Source organism: Burkholderia sp. KJ006 (genome assembly GCF_000262695.1).
Taxonomy (GTDB): Bacteria; Pseudomonadota; Gammaproteobacteria; order Burkholderiales; family Burkholderiaceae; genus Burkholderia; species Burkholderia vietnamiensis.
Genome location: NC_017921.1, coordinates 1,520,447 through 1,541,095 on the forward strand (window position 1 = coordinate 1,520,447; position 20,649 = coordinate 1,541,095).

The window sequence follows — 20,649 nt, forward strand, 5'->3', positions numbered from 1 at the left end:
CGGGTTTGTCGATGCAGCCGGCGCGGCGGCCGGCGGCCGCGTGGCGACGAACGGCTCAGTGGCCGAAGTAGACCGACGAGCGATCGGTCGCGACCGGCACGACTGCGCGACGACCGGACTGCGACGTCGCGACCGGGTTGGCACCGTAACCACTGACGTCAGCCTGTGCGCCGGTGTCGCGAGCAGCGGCGATCTTCGCCTGCGCAGCCTGGATGTTGTCCGGATAGTTCATCCAGTCGTTCGGGTTGTAGCCGGCCTTTTCGAGCTGGACCAGTTCCGCACGCACTTGCGCACGCGTCAGCGGCTGCTGGTTCGATTGAGCGAACGACACGACCGGTGCGGCGACCAGCGCGGCCAATGCAACTGCTTGGATCAGCGATTTCATGATGCGTTACCTCCAGATTGTTTTGTCGGGCGCTTCGGACTCGGTAGTCGTTGCGCATGAGTGGAAGTCTAGGAGGCGCGACTATCAGGGTAAATACTTAAATCGCAAATTCACTGTTGACGGCATCTGTACAATCTCGGGCGTTTCAGCGGAATCTTCAGATGATTACCCGCACATTCGCGCGCAATCGCGGTCGGTAAGCGCGTTCGTCAGACCTCGTGCGCGTCGCTGCCGACATGGCGCCGTGCTCGGTTGCGACGGGCGCTTCGTCATCGCGCTGGCGCACGGACCGGAAGCGATCGAACAGGACTGCTGCTGCGCGGGATCACGCAGCGTCGTCTGCATCCGTATATATCGAAACGAAGCGGCACCTCGTCGCGCGCGAGCGCGACGTGATCGGTGATGGGGCCGCACCGGAAAGGCGCGGCGTGGCCGCGCGAAATGTCGTGACAACGTGATTACGGCAGCATAGCGCGAAAACCGAACGTCCGGTTACTGCGGATTGCCGGTGATACCGACCCAGGCATCGCCCCAGGCGCGACAGCCGATCGCAAGCTCATTGCGAACTGCTGGCGCTCTCCGGCGACGCAGGCGCCGGCGCCGACCCAGGCGCGACGCCCGATGCCGCACCCGGCCCGGCGCCGCCCGCGTTCCCCGCGCTGCCGGCTGCCGGCGGCGGCAAGACCGGTGCTTGCGACGCGCCGCCCGATATCGCAGCCGCCGATGCGGCCACCTCGGATGCCGGAATCCATTGCTCGACGATGCCGCCGGACGCAGCCTCCGGCGCCGATGCTGCAGAGGCCGCCGAAGCCGCGGCCGCATCGGCGTCGGCGTCGGGTTGCCGCTCGATACGCTGCGTCCTGATGCGCGTCGGCGCCTTCTTCGGCTCGGGTCCGAACCAGCCGTCGAACAGGTCGGTTACGCGCTCCCGCACCGACGCGAACCACCCCGGCGACGGCTCGGTATCGAATTTCAGCTTCGCATCGACGATCCGCGCGCGCTGCGCCCGCTGGAAGAACTCGCCGACGATCGGCAGCGCGCTGTGCGCGCCCTGCCCCCAATAGTCGCTGCGCAGCGTCACGCGACCGTCGTCGAAGCCGACCCAGGCGCCGGCCACCAGTCCCGGCTGCATCAGGATGAACCAGCCGTCCGCGTTGTCCTGCGTGGTGCCGGTCTTGCCGGCCACGTCGCCGCGCACGCCGAAACGCGTGCGGATGCTGCTGCCGGTGCCGCGCGTGACGACGTCGCGCATCACGTCGAGCAGCGTCTTGTCGGTTTCGCCGTCGAGCGCGCGTTCGGGCGGCGCCGGCGCGTATTCGGCCAGCACGTCGCCCTGCCGGTTTTCGATGCGCGTCACCATCTGCGGCTCGGTGTACAGCCCGCCGTTCGCGATCGTCGCGTACGACGCGACCATCTCTTTCAGCGTCACCGGGCTCGTGCCGAGCGCAAGCGACGGCACGCGCTCGAGCGGGCTTTCGCGCACGCCCATGTCGCGTGCGAGCCGCGCGACGGCCGCCGGGCCGACCTTCTCCATCACCTGGGCGGTGATCCGGTTGCGCGACAGCGCGAGCGCATCGCGCAACGTCATCGGCTTGCCCGACGGTGGCACATCGTCGTTGGGCCGCCAGATCTCGCCGCCCTTCAGCGGAATCTCGACCGGCTGGTCGATGAAGGTGTCGTCGGGCGTCATCCCGCTCGCGAACGCGGCGCCATATACGAACGGCTTGAACGTCGAGCCGGGCTGACGCCGCGCCTGTGCGACGTGATCGAACGGCTCGCTCGTGAAATCGCGACTGCCGACCCACGCGCGAATCTGCCCGTCGCGCGGATCGATGGCGACGAAACCGGCCTGCACGTCGGTCTTGGCCTTGCACAGCGCGCGCATGAAGCCGCGGTCGGCCGCGAGCTGCTTCATCGCGGCCGCGTCGTTCTTGCCGGCGTCCTGCGCCGCCTTGTATTCGGGCGACTCGCGCATGAAGGTGCGAAACACCTCGTTGTCCGTGCCGCAACCGTCGCTGCCGCTCCACGCATTGTTCGCGATGCCCTGCAGCTGGTTCGCCTGCTGCGTCAGCGCCTGCGTCGCGATCTGCTGAAGCCGCGAATCGATCGTCGTGCGCACGATCAGCCCATCCGAATAGATGTTGTAATCGTTGCGGTCGGCCCAGCCGATCAGCCATTTGCGCAGCTGCTGCGCGAAGTGCGGCGCCGGCCCCGGCGGCTCCTTCTGACGCTCGAAGTCGATGCGCAACGGCCGCCGCTGCAACTGCGCGAACTGCGCCGCCGACAGCTTGCCGTACTTCACCATCTGCGCGAGCACCGTGTTGCGACGCTGCAGCGCGCGCTCCGGATTGAGCACCGGGTTGTAGTAGCTGTTGCCCTTGAGCATCCCGACCAGCGTCGCGGCGTCGAGCACGTCGAGCTCGTCGGCCGACTTGTCGAAATAGGTGCGCGCGGCCATCTCGACGCCGTACGCGTTGTACAGGAACGGCACCGTGTTCAGGTAGGTCTCGAGGATCTGCTCCTTGCTGTACACGGCCTCGATCTTCAGCGCGGTGATCGCTTCCTTTACCTTGCGCGTGAGCGTCGGCGCGCGGCCGATCTCGTCCGGATAGAGGTTGCGCGCGAGCTGCTGCGTGATCGTCGAGCCGCCCTGGCGATCGCCCGAGAACGTATGGAGCGCCGCCGACGCGGTGCGCTTCCAGTCGAGGCCGTGGTGCTCGTAGAAGCGATGGTCCTCGGTCGCGATCAGCGCGTCGACCATGTGCGGCGAGATCTGCTTGAGCGACACCCATTCGCGGTTCGACGGCTTGAATTCCGCGAGCACCTTGCCGTCGGCGGACAGCACCTGCGCGGGCTGATCGACGCGCGCCTTGCGGATGTCGCCGATGCCCGGCGTAAACGGTATCAGCGCGAGCACGTAGAGCAGGAACAGCACGGGCACGGCGGCGGCGGCGCGCAACGCGCCGCGTCGCGTCGGATGGCGGAGATGGCGCCAGGCGCTGGCCAGTACGCGCTTGACGGGCACGGCGGCAGCGGCCGCGACGGGTTGGGCGCGCGCGGCCCATTTGGCAAGGAGCTCACGCACTGACGACACGTTTCGGCGATTCACGCGGGTGGGGGATCTGCTGGAAAGGCTGCATCGTACCAAAAGTCGGGCGCAATTCCGGGCGGCGCCCGTTTGGCGGGGTTCCGCGGGTGATTTCTTGTCGAAAAAGGCGGGTGTGCGCAGTGGGAAGCTGCGCTATGCGTCGGGGAGACGGCAAGCGGGCGCGGTCGGTGCTGCCTGCGGATTCGGCGGATTCGGCGCTTTCGGCGCTTTCGGCGCTTTCGGCGCTTTCGGCGCTTTCGGCGCTTTCGGCGCTTTCGGCGGGTTTAGCTGGTTTAGCCCGTTCGCCGCATTCAGCGCGCGTGCCGCGCCGATCGGCGGCGCCGTCACGGCGAATTGCTGCGTCGATGCCGCGCGCGACGGCCGTGGCTCGGATGGGCCAAACGCCGGGCCGCCGATAAGGTGGCCCGGCGATTGGTTATGTATCGAGCCAATCCACCATAAACCCGGTCAACCTCCGACCAGCCTCGCCCGATGTGCGTCGCCTTTGGTCGCGCTCAGAACCAAACCGCCACCGCCGCCCTACTTCGGCGCGATGTCGCGCCGCACGCGGCGAATGTGCTGCTCGACGTAGAACGCAGCCGCATCGGCGTCGCCCGACACGATCGCCTCGTAGATCAGCCGATGTTCCGACACGTACAGCCGGATCCGGCCGGCATCGTAGATGCCGTCGTCCTTCAGCCGCTTCCACAACGGCTGATCCATCGTCTTCGCGACTTCGTCGGCGATCTTCACGATCAACGGGTCGCCGGTCATCAACGCGAGCTGCCGGTGGAACAGCCGGTCGCTGTCGTTCCACAGCGCGCGCTGGTGCGGGTCGTCGATGTCCGCGATGGTTTCCATTTGCGCGAGATAGCCTTCGGCGACGGGATCGGCGCGGCCCTGGGCCGCCGCGAGACGCGCGATCGCCGGCTCGAGGATCAGCCGCACGTCGAGCGTCGACGTCGGGCTGAAGTCGGCATCGGCCGCGTCGCGCGCATCGCCGCGCTGCGCGAGCACGTCGAGCGGCGCCGCCACCACGTAGGTGCCCGAATTGCGCTTCGTGACGACCAGCCCTTCGTTCTGCAATGCGCCGAGCGCTTCGCGCACGGCCGGGCGGCCGACCTGGAACAGCGCCGCGAGCTCGCGCTCCGACGGCAGCCGCGAATCGGCCGCGTAACGCCCCGCGCGAATCTCGTCGCGGATCTTCTCCGCGACCTGTTCGTAGATCTGCAACGGCCGGAAACCGGCTTCGGGCGATTCGGGACGTGCGGACATCATCTGCGGCTCCTGCCCTGGGCCGGGCGTGGTCTGGAACGGGTTCGCACTATACCGGAGCGGCATCGGCGCCGACAGGTGCAACGCCCCATCTGGACGGATATTAGAACCAAATTCAGCGAAATGCCGACCTTCCAGCTTGCCGGATGCCGCCAAATTGGTATAGATTCGATCCACAATGGCGATTGCCGCTCGCCGCACGGGCCGCCGACTGCAGCACGCGCAGCATGCACCCACCGACTTCACCACCGTACCGACCCACACCATGACCGCTGCCAGCCCGATCCCCTCGTTCGACGCCACCGAAACGGCCGCCCTGCTCGACTACCCGGCGCTGCTCGCCACGCTCGCGCAGACCGTCGCCGACTACGCGGCGGGCGAAATCGTCAGCCCCGAACGCCTGGTCGTGCCGCTGCAGGCAGGCGGCGTGATGCTGTCGATGCCGTCCAGCGCGCGCGATCTGGCAAGCCACAAGCTCGTGAACGTATGCCCGGGCAACGCCGCGCGCGGGCTGCCGACGATCCTCGGCCAGGTGAGCGCGTACGACGCGACGACCGGCGCGCTGCGCTTCGTGCTCGACGGCCCGACCGTCACCGGCCGCCGTACGGCGGCCGTCACCGCGCTCGGCATCCAGGCGCTGCACGGCGCGGCACCGCGCGACATCCTGCTGATCGGCACCGGCAAGCAGGCGGCCAATCATGCCGAGGCGCTCGCGGCGATCTTCCCCGCTGCGCGTCTGCACGTGCGCGGTTCGCGCGCGGGCAGCGCCGCGGCGTTCTGCGCCGCGCATCGCGCACAGGCGCCGCAGCTCGCGCCGCTCGACGGCGACTCGATTCCCGATGCGATCGACGTCGTCGTCACGCTGACGACGAGCCGCACGCCCGTCTACCGCGAAGCGGCGCGCGAAGGCCGGCTCGTGGTGGGGGTCGGCGCATTTACCGCGGACGCCGCCGAAATCGACGCCGAAACGGTGCGCGCGAGCCGGCTCGTGGTCGACGATCCGGCGGGCGCGCGCCACGAGGCCGGCGACCTGATCGTCGCGCAGGTCGACTGGCAGCGCGTCGCGTCGCTCGCCGACGTGCTGCGCGGCGCGTTCGAGCGCAGCGGGCCGCTGCTGTTCAAGACCGTGGGCTGCGCCGCGTGGGATCTGGCCGCGTGCCGCACGGCGCGCGACGCGCTGGACGCGCGCCAGCGCGGCTGATTCGACGGCGGCGCGACGCTCCCGGCAGCGCCGCGCCGCCGACCGCACGACCAGCTGGACGACCAGCTGCACGCCCCGCCGCACTGCCGATTCCCCGACGGCGTTGTAGGAAACGCCCTACAACGCGCCGAACTCCCCTACAAAAACTTCCAGTTCGGCCGATTTCCTTTTCGGCGGCGCAACACGATACTGGCCGGATGAATGCCAGCCTGCCACCCGCCGCCGCGCTCAGGGTGTTTCTTGTCGACCACGCGAATGCCGTCCGGCAACGGATCGCGTTGCTCGTCGGCGCGATTCGCGGCGTCGTGGTCGTCGGCGAGGCGGAGGACGGCCAGGATGCGCTGACGCACATCCGCGGCACGCACGCGGACGTCGTGCTCGTCGATCTGCGCCTCGCGGACGGCAGCGGCCTCGATCTGATCGGCGCGCTGTCGAAGGCCGTGCCGCGCATCGTCACGATTGTGCTGACGAATCATTCGGCGCCCGCATTCAGAAAGGCATGCGCGACGGCCGGAGCCGACTACTTCTTCGACAAGACCGTCGAATTCGACGCCGCGTGCCACGTGATCGAATCGCTGGTGCACGCTCGCGCGCACCAGCCCTGACCGAGCCGGAGTGACTCATGCATCAAGCCACCGCCTGCGCCGCCGATCCCGCCATCGCGCCCCGGCCGAACGTTCCGCTTCCCGCGTCCACGCGTCACGACGGCGCGAAGCATTGCGCAGTCCGCTGTTCGGCCTGCGTGATGCGCTCGATGTGCCTGCCGCCGCAACTGACCGCCGCCGAGTACAGCCGGCTCGACGCGATCATCTGCGCGACGCGACAGGTGCGCCAGGGCGACACCCTGTTTCGCACCGACGATCCGTTCCACAGTCTGTACGCGGTGCGCGCAGGCTCGTTCAAGACGGTGATGATGCATCGCGACGGCCGCGAACACGTGACGGGTTTTCAGATCGCAGGGGAAACGCTCGGCATGGAGGGCGTCGGCCATGGACACCATTGCTGTGACGCGATCGCGCTCGAGGACAGCGTCGTGTGCGTGATCCCGTTCGCCGCGCTCGAGGCCGCGTGCCGCGAGCTGAGGTCGATGCAGCATTTCATCTACCAGATGCTGAGCAGCGAGATCGTGCGCGGATCGAGCCAGATGCTGCTGCTCGGCACGATGTCGGCGGAACAGCGCGTTGCGCATTTCCTGCTCGATCTGTCTGCACGCTTCGAGGCGCGCGGCTACTCGGCGTCGGAGTTCAACCTCCGGATGACGCGCGAGGAAATCGGCTGCTATCTCGGGATGAAGCTCGAAACCGTCAGCCGGATGTTCTCGCGCTTCCATCGCGACGCGCTCATCGAAACGCGCGGCAAGCGCGTGCGGATCATCGACGCGCCGGCGCTCGCGCAGGTGTAACCGGTCGCGCGTGCGGCGCCGGCGCGCTCCAGCGCGTGCCGGTGCGGGTCGCACGTCAGTGCGCGGCGGTGCCCGTCTCGGCCGCCGACAATGCGGGCGACAGCGGATCGTCCGCGTGCCCCGCGGACAACACCCGCTCGGCCGCGGCGAACGCACGCCCCATCGCTTCGTTCACGTCGACGCCGCTGCAGGCGGGCACCGGCGCCACCGCACGGCCGTTCATCAGCAATTCGAGCCGTACGTCGTACAGCGCGTCGTCGTCACTCGTCGCGCGCGATTCGATCGCCAGGCGACATTCGTCGACCCGCGCGTGGAAGCGCTCGAGCCGCACCAGTTGCGCGCCCGCTTCAGCTTCGAGCGCGGCCGAACCCGCGAATCCGACGCAGACGATCTGCATGCCCACGCCCATGTTGCTCCCTCCTGACGGGTCACACGCTGGTCGACCACGTTGCCTGTCCTACAAGTCCGCCTGTTGCCGAATCCGGCAATCGATCCACACACGATCGGCGCGCGAGGTTCACACGCTGAATGTCTGCGCCGCCTTCATTTCGATCCACGTCATCCCGGCCCGCAGCCCTTCGATCGCCGCCTCGTGCTCGGTCGGATATGCATGACTGTGCTCGAACGTATGATGAAAGTGCGTCGGCCCGGCACCGTGCTCGACCGTCACGCGGCAGCGGAATCCGCCGGATTCGCATTGCCGCGTCTCGATCTCGACGGACCAGTCGCGTTCATGAATCGTGCCTTGCAGTGTCATGCGCCCTCCTGCAGTGTCAGTCGGCCATCCGGAAGTGGCCGCTGTGCAGCAACACCGGCCGGCCGCCGATTTCGGCGAGCATCCGGGCCGCCATCGCCTCGATCGCCGGCCGGTGTGCTTCGAATGCAACCAGCAAGTCGCGCTCGAGCAGCGAGCGCGCACCGAAATGGTCTTCCAGTGCTTCCGCCGTGATCGCGCACGGCACGCCGTGGCCGTCGACCCGCGCCGAAAACGCGACGACCAGGTCACGCCCGCGATACTCGGGCGGTTCCGGTGGAAAGGCTATCTGCATTTGTGCGCCTGTCATCGTCGGGACGATTCAAGCCATGAGCATAACGGCCCGCGCCACCGTCCGATTGACCCACGTCAACCGGGCCGCAGCGCGCGCCGCCGCCGTGCCCGATCGCGCCGCCGCATGGGCTCAGTCGGCGTCCGAAGCGATCGTCGCGCCGCGCGCCTCGAGCAGTTCGCGCAGCACGCTGCGATGGCAGCGGCGCTCGTCCTCGCAGTAGCAGCCGATCGAAAATGCGCTCGTCGCCGACAACGCGGCGAGCAGGTCGAGCACCTTGGAAGCGTCGCCGTGCGCCATCTCGGCGCGGAACCGGCGCGCGAATGCGTGCCACTGCGCGTCGGTCTCGGCGGCCTGCGCGTCGGCCACGAGCTCCGCGCTCGGCGACAGCGTCGGCAGCCACACGTCATAGTAGTCGCGCGACGCGAATTCCGCCTTCGGCACGCCGCGCGGCGGCCGCCGCACCGTGCCGATCCGTGTGCCCTCGCCGGCCGCCCGCGGCGTGCCGAGCCGTACGATTCGAATTGCCATGCCGCTCCTTTGCTACGGATTCGATTCCGTATCGTACTGCCGCACCCGCGCCGCACAACAAAAAACCGGCTGCCTCCGCGCGGGAGACAGCCGGTTTCCTCAGGACGATCGGGCGTGCCCGGACGCCGCTCGGACGCCCCTCAGACGCCCCTCAGACGCCGCTCTTCAGCACCTTGCCGATCGCATCGGCGACGATGCCGACGTTCGAATCGTTCAGGCCGGCCACGCACATGCGGCCCGAACGCAGAATGTAGACGCCGTGCACGTCGCGCAGCGCGTCGACCTGCGTCTCGGTCAGCCCGGTGTACGTGAACATCCCGCGCTGCTTCACGTAGCGCGTCAGCGCTTCGCCGCTCACGTGGTCGCGCAGGCCGTCGTGGATCGCCTGGCGCATCCGCGCAATCCGGCGGCACATCGCGGCAAGCTCCTCCTCCCACTGCTTGCGCAGCGCCGGCGTGTTCAGCACGGTCGCGACGAGCTTCGCGCCATACGTCTGCGGGTTGCTGTAGTTGGAGCGCACCGCGCCGGCCAGCTGGCCGAGCACGCGCTCGGCCGCGTCCGCATCCTCGCACACGACGCTCAGCGCGCCGACGCGCTCGCCGTACAGCGAAAAGTTCTTCGAGAACGAATTCGCGACGAGCGCCGGCACGCCGCGGCGGGCCAGCTCGCGCACCGCGAACGCATCGGCGTCGAGGCCCGCGCCGAAGCCCTGATACGCCATGTCGACGAACGGCAGCAGCTCGCGCGCCTCGATCACGTCGATCAGCTTCTCCCACTGGCCTTCGTCGAGATCGACGCCGGTCGGGTTGTGGCAGCACGCATGCAGCAGCACGATGCTGCGCGCCGGCAGCGCGTCGATCGCCGCGAGCATCGCGTCGAACTTCAGGCCGCCCGTCGCCGCGTCGTAGTACGGGTAGGTGTTCACCGTGAAGCCGGCGCGCTCGAAGATGAAACGGTGGTTTTCCCAGCTCGGATCGCTGAGCCACACCTGCGCGTCCGGGAAGTAGCGCTTCAGGAAATCGGCGCCGACTTTCAGCGCGCCCGAGCCGCCGAGCGTCTGCACGGTCGCGATGCGGCCGGCCGCCCGCGCCGGGTGATCGGCGCCGAACACCAGCGCCTGCACCGCGTCGCGGTACGCGGCGAGGCCGACCATCGGCAGATACGGCTTCGGGCCGACGTCGCGCTGCAGCGCGGTTTCGGCCTCGCGCACGGCGGCCATTACCGGAATCCGGCCGTCGGCGTCGAAATAGATGCCGATGCTCAGGTTGACCTTCTGGTCGCGCGGATCCTTCTGGAAGTTCTCGTTGAGCGTCAGGATCGGGTCGCCCGGGTACGCGTCGATGTGTTCGAACATGGCTATGTCGGTCTGGTTCGTAGGAGTGATCGGGTGCGGGCCTGCGTCAGCGCGCCGATGCGCCGTCGCCGAGCGCATAGCGGGCATTCTTCTGGCGGAAGCGATACCCGATCGCGAGCACCGCGAGCCAGACCGGGATCAGGTACACCGACAGGCGCAGATCCGGCGTCAGGTACATCACGACGAGAATGCCGGCCATGAACGCCAGGCACAGATAATTCGTGAAAGGATAGCCGAGACTGCGGAACGAAGTCTGCTCCCCAGCGATGCGCTTGGCCTGACGGAATTTCAGGTGGATCAGCGTGATCATCGCCCAGTTGATGATGAGCGCCGACACGACCAGCCCCATCAGCACCTCGAACGCCTTGCCGGGCATGAAGTAGTTGACCAGCACGCAGACGCCGGTGGCGAGCGCCGACGCGCCGAGCGCGGCGAGCGGGATGCCGCGCCGGTTCACCGAGCACAGCACCTTAGGCGCGTTGCCCTGCGTCGCCAGCCCGAACAGCATCCGGCTGTTGCTGTACACGCCGCTGTTGTAGACCGACAGCGCGGCCGTCAGCACGACCACGTTCAGCACGTTGGCGACGAGGTTGCTGCTCAGCGCATGGAAGATCAGCACGAACGGGCTGCCGCCGGTGACGACCTTCTCCCACGGATACAGCGACAGCAGCACGGCCAGCGCGCCGATGTAGAAAATCAGGATGCGATAGATCACCTGGTTGGTCGCGCGCGGAATGCTGTGCTTCGGATCGTCGGCCTCGGCCGCGGTGATGCCGATCAGCTCCAGCCCGCCGAACGAGAACATGATCGCCGCCATCGACATCACGAGGCCCGACACGCCGTTCGGGAAGAAGCCGCCGTGCTGCCACAGGTTCGCGATGCTCGCTTCCGGCCCCGCGTGGCCGCTCACCAGCAGCCAGCCGCCGAAGCCGATCATGCCGACGATCGCCGCGACCTTGATGATCGAGAACCAGAATTCCGTCTCGCCGTACGACTTCACGCTCGCCAGATTCAGCAGGTTGATCGCGACGTAGAACACGAGCGCCGACACCCAGGTCGGCACGCCCGGCCACCAGTACTGCACGTAGATCCCGACGGCCGACAGCTCGGCCATGCTGACGAGGATGTACAGCACCCAGTAGTTCCAGCCGGACAGGAAGCCGGTGAAATGGCCGACGTATTTGTCGGCGAAGTAGCTGAACGAACCAGCGACCGGCTCGTCGACGACCATCTCGCCGAGCTGGCGCATGATGAAGAACGCCACGACACCTGCGACCGCATAGCCGAGCAGCACGGACGGGCCGGCCATCTTGATCGTCTGCGCGATGCCGAGGAACAGCCCCGTGCCGAGCGCGCCGCCGAGCGCGATCAGCTGGATGTGCCGGTTCTTCAGCCCCCGCTTCAGGCCGTCCTTCTCGTTTCCAGAAACCATGTCTTCTCCGTTCTGTCCGCCTCCGCCCGAAGCGGTGCGGCGCGCCTCGGTGTGCCGGGCGCTGTTTTACTGTGCCGGCCACCGTTCGTGGAGGCGCCGGGTTGGGGACTGCGATCTTCGCGCGGCGGCGCCCCTTCGTCCGCAGGCCCGCCGGACCTGCCGCGGAGGGCCGCCATCGCCCGCATGGTCGCGGCCGTACGCGAAAATCCGGCGTCAGTTTAGCGTCGCGACCGCGAAATCGGGTTGCGTAACCCGCTCATGCAAACCCTACATTATGAGATAAGATTGCACGCGGGAGACAGATGAGGAAACAAAAATGCCTGAACCGGTTCTCGATCGCGTCGATCGCCACTTGCTGGCGGTGCTGCAGGAGAACGGCCGTGCGTCGAACCTCGATCTCGCGAAGGCGGTCGGCCTGTCGCCCGCGCAGACGCTCAGGCGCCATCGGCGCCTCGAGGAGATCGGCGCGATCCGCCGTTACGAAACCCGCCTGTGCCCGGACACGCTCGGCTTCGGCGTCACCGCGTTCGTGCACGTCACGATGGAGCGCGGGCATATCCGCGACCTGTCGAAATTCCAGAAGCTCGTGTCCGATCTCGCGCAGATCCAGGAATGCTTTTCGGTGACCGGCGATATCGACTACGTGCTGAAGGTGGTCGCGCGCGATCTGAAAGGCTTGTCGACGTTCCTGCTCGAGACGCTGATGCGGATTCCCGGCGTGAGCGGCGTGCATTCGAGCGTCTGTCTCGATGAAATCAAATGCACGAGCGCGATGCCGGTCGAAACCTGATGCTCTGCCGCGCAGCGCGGGCCGCCTTGCTCAGCGCACGGCTTCGAACGCGCTGATCAGCAGCGCGCCGCCGGCGATCACCGCACATCCGGCCGCGCGACGCGGCGTCAGCCGCTCGCCGAGATACACGCGCGCGATCAGCGCCGCGAACACCACGCTCGTTTCGCGCAAGGCGGACACCGGCCCCATCGGCGCACGCGCCATGGCCCAGATCACGATCGCGTAGGCGAGCGCCGCGAACACGCCGCCGCACGCGGCCTTCGCGGTGTCGGCGAGATTCTGCGCGAGCCGCAGCGGCCCCGCCCGCAGCCGGTAGTACGCGGCCATCAGCGCCCCGGTCAGCACGAACGTCCACGCCGCATAGCCGATCGTGCTGCCGCTTTCCCGCACGCCGATTCCGTCGACGACGCTGTACGCGGCGATCGAAACGCCGGTCGCGAACGCGATCGGCAGCACCTGCTTCATCCGGTGCGCCGCGCCCGCGCGCCGCTCGAGGCCGATCGCCATGATGCCCGCGCAGATCAGGACGAGTCCGCATTGAGCGCCGGCGCTCAGGCGCTCGCCCGCGAACGCCGCGGCCCCGAGCGTGACGAGCAGCGGCGCGGTGCCGCGCGCGACCGGATACGCAACGCTCAGGTCGCCGTGCTCGTACGCGCGCACCAGCAGCAGCGTGTAGACCACGTGAATCGCCGCGGACGCGACGACGCACGCCCAGCTCGCGGCCGCGATCGGCGCGGCGGCCGGCAGGAACAGCAGCGCGAACAACCCGATCGCGATCTGCAGGACGGTGGCCGAGCGCAGCCGGTCGCCGCTGCTGCGCACCAGCGCATTCCACGACGCATGCAGGAAGGCGGCACACAGGACGGCGAACAGGACGGGAATCGGCACGTTGGACACTCGCTGACGGCAGCGACGCGGAATGGGTCGCCGCAGGCCGATCATCGCAAGAATCCGTCCCGTGCTTGTCAAAAAAGGCTTGCGGACCGGCTTCGCCGAATGAGCGACCGGCCGCGCGACGCAGGAGGCGCACGAGGCGGGCCTCGGCGATGCCGACACATGCCGCCGCCGTCATCGCACGCGCCTGAACGCGCGCCGTTCCTTTCCACTGTCTTTCGCATCGGCGCGCGGCGTAATGGAATCGATACCGGCACGCAATGATCGCGAAACCGCTCCGCCCCCATATCTTCATACCAAGCTGTTTCAATGCCGGGGCTCTACCACGAGCGCCGCGCCGAACCGACCCGGTGACGCAGCGGCGCTCCTTCGTCGAACAACCTACCTGGAGTTTCCCGATGTTTCGTCAAGCCTTGCTCGTCACCGCCTGCGCCGGCGCCACACTGGCGCTGTTCGCCTGCGGCGGCAGCGACGGTCCCTCGTCGACGCCCGCGGTGTCGTCGCAGGATGCGCTGCAGACCGCCACGCCGATCAAGCACGTCGTCGTGATCTACGGCGAAAACGTGTCGTTCGACCACTATTTCGGCACTTACCCGAACGCGACGAACCCGGCCGGCGAGCCGGCGTTCACCGCGAAGGCCGGCACGCCGTCGATCAACGGGCTGACGGGCACGCTGCTCACCGCGAACCCGAACTTCACGAACACCGCCAACGGCACCGACGCGGCCAATCCGTTCCGCCTCGATCGCACGCAGGCCGCCACGGCCGACCAGAACCACGCGTACACGGCCGAACAGCTGGCCGCGGACAACGGCCTCGCCGACCTGTTCCCGAAATACACCGGCAAGGCGTCGGCGGGCGGCGCCGGCGCGTTCGGCACGAAGGGCCAGGTGATGGGCTACTTCGACGGCAACACCGTCACGGCACTGTGGAACTACGCGCAGCGCTTCTCGATGAGCGACAACGCGTACACGACGGTCTACGGCCCGTCGACGCCGGGCGCGCTGAACCTGATCGCGGGCCAGACCAACGGGATGCAGATCGTCAAGACGTCGAAGCAGCCGTCGACGCTCGCGGCCACGTCGTACTACATCAACGACGGCCAGGGCGGCCTCACGATGATCAACGACGTCGACCCCGGCTACGACGTGTGCTCGAGCACGACCGACCAGGCGATGATGAGCGGCAAGAACATCGGCGACCTGCTGAACGCCGCGAAGATCACCTGGGGCGGCTTCATGGGCGGCTTCAACCTGTCGACGACCAACGGCAACGGCACGACGGGCTGCGCGCGCAGCACGGTCGCGACGGCGGTGAACGCGGCGACGGCCGACTACATCCCGCATCACAACTGGTTCCAGTACTACGCGTCGACGTCGAACCCGCAGCACACGCGGCCGAGCTCGATCGCGGCGATCGGCTCGAGCGTCCAGACGGACGGCAAGACGGCGGAGCCGGCGAACCACCAGTACGACAGCGACGACTTCTTCGCGGCCGTGAAGGCAGGCAACTTCCCGTCGGTCAGCTTCCTGAAGGCGCCGGCTGCACAGGACGCGCACGCCGGCTACTCGGACCCGCTCGACGAGCAGGCGTTCGTGACGAAGGTGGTCAACTTCCTGCAGCAGCAGCCGGACTGGCAGAACACGGCCGTGATCGTCACGTATGACGACTCGGACGGCTGGTACGACCACGTGTACACGCCGCCGACCCATGCGTCGTCCGACGCGGTCGACCAGCTCAACGGCAACGGCAAGTGCGGCTCCGGCGGCACCACCGGCGTGAACGGCAGCACCGTGAACGGCCGCTGCGGCCCCGGTGTGCGCATCCCGCTGGTCGTGATCTCGCCGTACGCGAAGCAGAACTACGTCGACCACACGCTGATCGACCAGGCATCGGTCCTGCGCTTCATCGAGGACAACTGGCTCGGCGGCCAGCGCATCGGCGGCGGCTCGTTCGATGCGGTCGCAGGCGACCTGCGCGGGCTGTTCGACTTCTCGTCGAAGCCGAACACGGCGCCGCTGTATCTCGATCCGACCCAGGGCACCGTGCTGAGCGCGGCGCCGGCGAACTGACCGGTACCGCCTGACCGGCCTCTGTCGGCCGGCGCATCGCGCGCCGGCCGTTTCCATTTCAAGCGCCGCCGCGTGCGGCGCCCGACCGCCTCGACCCACAGCATGACAGCTCGTCCCGCGTACCCGTCCCCCGACACGCCCGGCGCCGCCGCGCCGCGCTCCCCCACCCGCGTGCTGCGCCGCGCGGCCTTCGTGCTCGCCGCGGCCGTGCTCGGCTACGGCGCCTTCGCGGTCGCGTTTCCGGCGCGCACGCCGGCCGCGATCGGCGAGGTCGTCGCGAACTGGACCGGCGCCAATCCGCATCCCGTGGTGCTGCAGCGGCCGCCCGTGCAGCCGCTGTCCGCGGTCGCGCAGCTCGGGCGCGCGCTGTTCTTCGATCCGTCGCTGTCGGCATCGGGCAAGCAGTCGTGCGCGTCGTGCCACAGCCCCGACCGCGCTTACGGGCCGCCGAACGCGCTCGACGTGCAGCCCGGCGGCCTCACGATGACGCAGCAGGGCTACCGCCCGCCGCCGTCGCTGATGTATCTGTACCGGCAGCCGAATTTCAGCATCGGCCCCGATGCGGGCGAAAACGACGCGGCGCCGAGCGTCGCGCAGCAGGCGGCGTCGGCTGCCGGCGTGGTCAAGGCGCAGAAGGTGGCCGGCACGGCGGCCGCGCCGCAACTCGTGCCGCAAGGCGGCATGTTCTGGGACGGCCGCGCCGACACGCTGCAGCAGCAGGCGTTCGGGCCGCTGCTGAACCCGGTCGAGATGGCCAACGCGAGCATCGACGACGTCGCGCGCAAGCTCGCGCAGTCGCCGCATCGCGCGCGCTTCGAGCAGTTGTTCGGCCCGCGCGTGTTCGCGAGCTCGCAGCTCGTCGTATCGGAGGCGATGTTCGCGATTGCGCGATACCAGGTCGAGGACCGGTCGTTCCATCCGTACGACAGCAAGTACGATCGCTGGCTGGAAGGCCGCGCGCGCCTCACGCAGACCGAGCTGCGCGGGCTGCGGCTCTTCAACGATCCGGCCAAGGCCAACTGTGCCGGCTGCCATCTGTCGCAGCCGGGCAAGGACGGCCTGCCGCCGATGTTCACCGACTACCAGTACGAGGCGCTCGGCGTGCCGCGCAACCGCGCGCTCGCGGCGAACCGCAACCCGGCGTTCCACGATCTCGGCGTGTGCGGGCCGTTCCGCGACGACCTGAAGGACCAGACGCAGTACTGCGGGATGTTCCTCACGCCGACGCTGCGCAACGCGGCGACGCGCCAGGTGTTCTTCCACAACGGCGTGTTCCACACGCTCGATCAGGTGATGGCGTTCTACAACGAGCGCAGCATCGCGCCGCAGAAGTTCTATCCGCGCGGCGCGGACGGCAAGGTCGACGAATACGACGACATTCCGCCGCAATACCGCGCGAACGTCGACGTGACCGATGCGCCGTTCGACCGCAAGCCCGGCGACCGGCCCGCGATGACCGAGCAGGACATCAAGGACATCGAGGCGTTCCTCGGCACGCTGACCGACGCGCCGCAGAAGTAGCCCGCGCACGACGCCGGCCGCACATGTGGCGTCGGCGGCGTCAGCGGCGCGCGCGGATGCAGAGGAATGCGGGCGAGCGCGACAGCTCCGCATGGAGCCGTTCCGACACGGCCTTCATCTGCGGCAGCGGCGTCGGTTCGACGAAGCGGTCGAGCCGCCAGCCGGCGTCGGCGAGCGGGTTCAGTATCTCGGCCAGCGGCCGGCGCCACGCTTCGACATAGGGTTTCGGTTCGCCGAAACCCGACCAGTGGAAGCCGAACCGGCTCGTTTCGAAGTACGTGCCGTCGCCGCGCGTACGCTCGTCCATCCAGTCGCGCATCGGATGCGCCATCGAGAACACCAGCGTCGCGCCCGGCCGCGCGACGCGCACAAATTCCCGCAGCGGCACGGCGAGATCGCGCACGTAGTCGAAGGCGAGCGAGCACAGGATCTTGTCGAAGGCGCGCTCGGGCAGCCAGTCGAGCGGCGCCGCGAGATCGCCCTGCGCCACCTCGACCGCGAGCCCGGCGCAGCGCGCTCGCGCGAGCGCGACCATCTCGGGCGTGATGTCGAACGCGTGGACGGTCGCGCCGTGGCGCGCGAGGTGCTCGCTGCAGATGCCGGGGCCGCAGCCGGCGTCCAGCACCGCGAGGCCGGCGACGTCGCCGAGCAGCGCCAGCGACGCCGGGCGTTCGTACAGCGCGTTGTGCGCCTTGGTCGGCGCGATGTCCGCGTAGCGTTGCGCGAAGCTCGCGTATGCGTCGCGCGCGCACGGCTGATTCGGATCGGTCATGCGGAGTCCATCGGCAGGAAACGGAATGCCGATTCTGCCTGAACGGCGCGCGGCCGGCGCATGCGCGGCGATGCGCTGCGTACGCCCCCTAGCGAGCCGCCGTCGCGCCGACGCCCACCGCCGCGACCGCATTCGCCCGGCGTTGCGCGAGCTGCTGCGCGAACCGGTATGCGGTGAGCGAGCCGGCCACGGCCAGCAGCATCGGCACGAGGCTGTCGTGATTCGCGCGCGTGAATTCGAGCAGCAGGACGACGGCCGTGATCGGCATTTGCATCGACGCGGCGAGAAACGCGGTCGCGCCGACCAGCGCGCAGCCGCCGATAGACGCGCCCGGCCACACGGCGCTCCACAACCCGCCCAGCACGACGCCGAGCAGCGCGCCGTTCGCGAGCCCCGGCGTCAGCAGCCCGCCCTCTGCGCCCGCGCGCAGGCTGCCCGCTTCGATCAGCACCTTCAGCACGAGCAGCGTGGCCGCGAGGCCGACCGTCAGCGTGCCGTCGAAACCGAGCGACGCCGGCCCCTTGCCGTTGCCGAGCAGTTGCGGGAAGCGCATCGCGAGCAAGCCGATCACCGCGAAGTTGACGAGCGCGAGCACCGGCAGCCACGCGCCCTTCGGCGCATCGGCGCGCGCGCGGGTCGTGAGCCGCACGAAGCCGTACGCGGCGAAGCCGAACAGCGGCCCGCAGACGATCGACCACGCCACCAGCGGCGTGCTCAGCACGAACGGCGGCACCGTGTACTGATGTTCGTTGCCGAGGCCGAGCCACGCGACGGCCGCGGCGAGCGCCGACGTGACGAGCGCCACCACCAGCGCGCGCAGCTCGAACGTGCCGACGAGCACTTCGAGCACGAACACGGCGCCGCCGAGCGGCACGTTGTAGACGGCCGCGAGGCCGGCGCCGGCCCCGCACGCGACCATCAGCCGACAGTCGGCGGGCGTGAGCCCCGCGCGCTGCGCGAGCCGCCCGGCGAGCAGCGCGCCGATTTCGCGCGGCGCGACCTCGCGGCCGAGCGGCGAGCCGAGCGCGACGGTCACGATCTGCAACAGCGCATGAACCGTGGTGCTGACCAACGGCATGCGCGGATCGGCCGCGCGCACGGCGCGCCGGATGCTGACGAGCGGCCGGCCGTAACGGTACAGCGCCCACCAGCCGCCGCCGGCGACGAGCCCGCACACGATCAGCACGCCGGCCCGCCGCAGCGGCTCGGCGCGCGTCACGCCGGTCAGAAAGCTCTCGGCGCCGATCACATGCGCGAGGTCGTAGCCGTACGCGACGTGCTGGATCGCATGCAGCAGCAGCGCGAGCAGCATCCCGCCGAAGCCGGCTCCGATACCGGTCAGGACCGTGACGATGGCGATCCGCGCGAACGGGCTGGCGGGCGGCGAAACAGGCGTGGGGGCGGACGGCAGATCGGGGCGCATGGGCAGGCGAGTCAGGATCGACGCCGCGGCGCGCACCATGCGCGCCGCTGTCAGGAACGCATCGTAGGGGCCGGCCGATCATGAGGCAAACGTCTTTTTCGAATCAACTCATGCGCTTCATGACTATATCGGGGAAACGAAGCCGCGGCGCGGTGCGCCGCGCCGAACGCGTCACGCCGGATACGTGATGCGCTCGGGCTCCCGCCGCATGATGATTTTCCCGTGGCGAACCGACAGCGTCGCCTTCGCCTGCCGCCGCACCGCTTCGTAGTCGCTGTCGGCGTCGAGCACGACGAGGCTGGCCGGCCGCCCGACCTCGATCCCGTAGCGCTCGCCGAGATGCATCGTCGTCGCGCCGTGGTCGGTGACGAAGTCGAGGCAGCGCTGCAGGTCCTGGTAGCCCATCATGTGGCAGATGTGCAGGCCGGCGTCGAGCACGCGCAGGATATTGCCGTTGCCGAGCGGATACCACGGATCCTTGATCGAATCCTGTCCGAAGCACACGTTCAGCCCGGCGCGATCGAGTTCGGCGACGCGCGTGACGCCGCGCCGCTTCGGAAACGTGTCGAAGCGGCCCTGCAGATGGATGCTCTCGGTCGGGCACGACACGAAGTTCAGCCCCGCGCGCTTGAGCAGCCGGAACAGCTTCGAGCAGTACGCGTTGTCGTAGGAGCCCATCGCGGTGGTGTGGCTGGCCGTCACGCGCGCGCCCATCCCGCGCACGCGCGTCTCTTCCGCGAGCACTTCCAGAAAGCGCGACTGCGGATCGTCGGTCTCGTCGCAGTGGACGTCGACGAGACAGCCGGTGCGCTCGGCCAGCTCCATCAGGAAGCGGATCGAGCTGACGCCCTGCTCGCGCGTGTTCTCGAAATGGGGAATCCCGCCGACCACGTCCGCGCCGAGGTCGATCGCCTGCTCCATCAGCGCGCGGCCGCCGTCGAACGACTCGATGCCCTCCTGCGGAAACGCGACGATCTGCAGATCGATCAGCCCGCGCGCCTCCTCCTTCACTTCGAGCATCGCCTTCAGCGCGGCGAGCGTCGGGTCGGTAACGTCGACGTGGGTGCGCACGTGCTGAATGCCGTGATCGCGCAACATGCCGATCGCCGCATGCGCGCGCGCCTTGGTGTCGTCGTGCGTGATGGTCGCCTTGCGCTCGGACCAGCGCTCGATCCCCTCGAACAGCGTGCCGCTCATGTTCCAGGCCGGCTCGCCGGCCGTGAGCACCGCATCGAGATGAATGTGCGGCTCGACGAGCGGCGCGATCGCGAGCCGGCCGCCCGCGTCGACGTCGTCGGCGTGGCCGGGCGCGAGCGGCGCATGCTGCGCGTCGATGCGGGTAATCGTGTCGGCGTCGATGCCGATCGTGAACAGGCCGTCGCGGCCGCGCAGGCGCGCATTGATGACGTTCATGTGGGTCCAGGCGTGAAGCGGCCGCAGCGGGCCGCGGGTGGGAACGGGTG

At 68.8% G+C, this 20,649-nt stretch carries 19 protein-coding genes; 6 read left to right on the top strand and 13 right to left on the bottom strand.

The window, feature by feature from the left end; genetic code table 11:
- Positions 1-55: 55 nt before the first annotated feature.
- The 3 genes from MYA_RS20770 to MYA_RS20785 all read right to left on the bottom strand — a co-directional run bounded on the left by MYA_RS20770 (position 56) and on the right by MYA_RS20785 (position 4,751).
- Entirely contained in the window at positions 56-385 is a 330-nt protein-coding gene (locus MYA_RS20770; RefSeq protein ID WP_011882177.1) for a DUF4148 domain-containing protein, read from the bottom strand.
- Positions 386-941: 556 nt separating this feature from the next.
- Entirely contained in the window at positions 942-3,479 is a 2,538-nt protein-coding gene (locus MYA_RS20775; RefSeq protein WP_148278586.1) for a penicillin-binding protein 1A, read from the bottom strand.
- A 534-nt stretch (positions 3,480-4,013) separates the two neighbouring features.
- Positions 4,014-4,751 carry a FadR/GntR family transcriptional regulator gene (locus tag MYA_RS20785; RefSeq protein WP_014724920.1) on the bottom strand — a complete coding sequence of 246 codons (738 nt, stop codon included), beginning with the start codon at positions 4,749-4,751 and terminating at the stop codon, positions 4,014-4,016.
- Positions 4,752-5,013: 262 nt separating this feature from the next.
- On the opposite strand from MYA_RS20785, the gene lhpI reads away from it, so the two are divergent.
- From lhpI to MYA_RS20800, 3 genes are all read left to right on the top strand, one after another.
- Complete coding sequence (lhpI, locus tag MYA_RS20790; protein ID WP_014724921.1) at positions 5,014-5,949, top strand: bifunctional Delta(1)-pyrroline-2-carboxylate/Delta(1)-piperideine-2-carboxylate reductase; 936 nt, start codon at positions 5,014-5,016, stop codon at positions 5,947-5,949.
- Positions 5,950-6,146: 197 nt separating this feature from the next.
- On the top strand, positions 6,147-6,554 hold the full coding sequence (locus tag MYA_RS20795) for a response regulator transcription factor (RefSeq protein WP_014724922.1): 408 nt from the start codon (positions 6,147-6,149) through the stop codon (positions 6,552-6,554).
- Between the two features lie 17 nt (positions 6,555-6,571).
- Positions 6,572-7,351, top strand: coding sequence for a helix-turn-helix domain-containing protein (locus MYA_RS20800; protein ID WP_011882172.1), 780 nt, complete (start codon positions 6,572-6,574; stop codon positions 7,349-7,351).
- Positions 7,352-7,406: 55 nt separating this feature from the next.
- Here the strand turns inward: MYA_RS20800 and MYA_RS20805 are convergent, their stop codons facing one another.
- The 6 genes from MYA_RS20805 to MYA_RS20830 all read right to left on the bottom strand — a co-directional run bounded on the left by MYA_RS20805 (position 7,407) and on the right by MYA_RS20830 (position 11,714).
- Positions 7,407-7,760 (bottom strand): hypothetical protein, encoded by a 354-nt coding sequence (locus tag MYA_RS20805; protein WP_014724923.1) that lies wholly within the window; start codon positions 7,758-7,760, stop codon positions 7,407-7,409.
- 108 nt (positions 7,761-7,868) lie between these two features.
- A complete protein-coding gene (locus MYA_RS20810) occupies positions 7,869-8,108 on the bottom strand; it encodes a hypothetical protein (protein ID WP_011882170.1) in 240 nt (79 codons plus the stop codon).
- Between the two features lie 16 nt (positions 8,109-8,124).
- Positions 8,125-8,415 (bottom strand): DUF1488 domain-containing protein, encoded by a 291-nt coding sequence (locus MYA_RS20815; protein ID WP_011882169.1) that lies wholly within the window; start codon positions 8,413-8,415, stop codon positions 8,125-8,127.
- Positions 8,416-8,529: 114 nt separating this feature from the next.
- On the bottom strand, positions 8,530-8,928 hold the full coding sequence (locus MYA_RS20820; RefSeq protein WP_014724925.1) for a DUF488 domain-containing protein: 399 nt from the start codon (positions 8,926-8,928) through the stop codon (positions 8,530-8,532).
- 151 nt (positions 8,929-9,079) lie between these two features.
- On the bottom strand, positions 9,080-10,282 hold the full coding sequence (locus MYA_RS20825) for an amino acid aminotransferase (RefSeq protein WP_011882167.1): 1,203 nt from the start codon (positions 10,280-10,282) through the stop codon (positions 9,080-9,082).
- 46 nt (positions 10,283-10,328) lie between these two features.
- The gene (locus tag MYA_RS20830; RefSeq protein ID WP_011882166.1) at positions 10,329-11,714 is read right to left on the bottom strand and encodes an amino acid permease; all 1,386 of its coding nucleotides are present in this window, start codon (positions 11,712-11,714) and stop codon (positions 10,329-10,331) included.
- Between the two features lie 316 nt (positions 11,715-12,030).
- On the opposite strand from MYA_RS20830, the gene MYA_RS20835 reads away from it, so the two are divergent.
- Entirely contained in the window at positions 12,031-12,504 is a 474-nt protein-coding gene (locus MYA_RS20835) for an Lrp/AsnC family transcriptional regulator (RefSeq protein ID WP_011882165.1), read from the top strand.
- A 30-nt stretch (positions 12,505-12,534) separates the two neighbouring features.
- On the opposite strand, the gene MYA_RS20840 is transcribed toward MYA_RS20835, so the two are convergent.
- A complete protein-coding gene (locus MYA_RS20840) occupies positions 12,535-13,392 on the bottom strand; it encodes an EamA family transporter (RefSeq protein WP_034193558.1) in 858 nt (285 codons plus the stop codon).
- Positions 13,393-13,796: 404 nt separating this feature from the next.
- Here MYA_RS20840 and MYA_RS20845 point away from each other — a divergent pair, with 404 nt between their 5' ends.
- On the top strand, positions 13,797-15,470 hold the full coding sequence (locus MYA_RS20845; protein WP_011882163.1) for a phospholipase C: 1,674 nt from the start codon (positions 13,797-13,799) through the stop codon (positions 15,468-15,470).
- A gap of 102 nt (positions 15,471-15,572) precedes the next feature.
- Positions 15,573-16,991 (top strand): cytochrome-c peroxidase, encoded by a 1,419-nt coding sequence (locus MYA_RS20850; protein WP_011882162.1) that lies wholly within the window; start codon positions 15,573-15,575, stop codon positions 16,989-16,991.
- A 40-nt stretch (positions 16,992-17,031) separates the two neighbouring features.
- On the opposite strand, the gene MYA_RS20855 is transcribed toward MYA_RS20850, so the two are convergent.
- The 3 genes from MYA_RS20855 to codA form a co-directional block, all read right to left on the bottom strand.
- Complete coding sequence (locus tag MYA_RS20855) at positions 17,032-17,763, bottom strand: class I SAM-dependent methyltransferase (protein WP_014724929.1); 732 nt, start codon at positions 17,761-17,763, stop codon at positions 17,032-17,034.
- A gap of 88 nt (positions 17,764-17,851) precedes the next feature.
- Entirely contained in the window at positions 17,852-19,186 is a 1,335-nt protein-coding gene (locus MYA_RS20860) for a chloride channel protein (RefSeq protein WP_041494290.1), read from the bottom strand.
- A 171-nt stretch (positions 19,187-19,357) separates the two neighbouring features.
- Positions 19,358-20,599 carry a cytosine deaminase gene (gene codA / locus MYA_RS20865; RefSeq protein ID WP_014724931.1) on the bottom strand — a complete coding sequence of 414 codons (1,242 nt, stop codon included), beginning with the start codon at positions 20,597-20,599 and terminating at the stop codon, positions 19,358-19,360.
- Between the last annotated feature and the right edge of the window lie 50 nt (positions 20,600-20,649).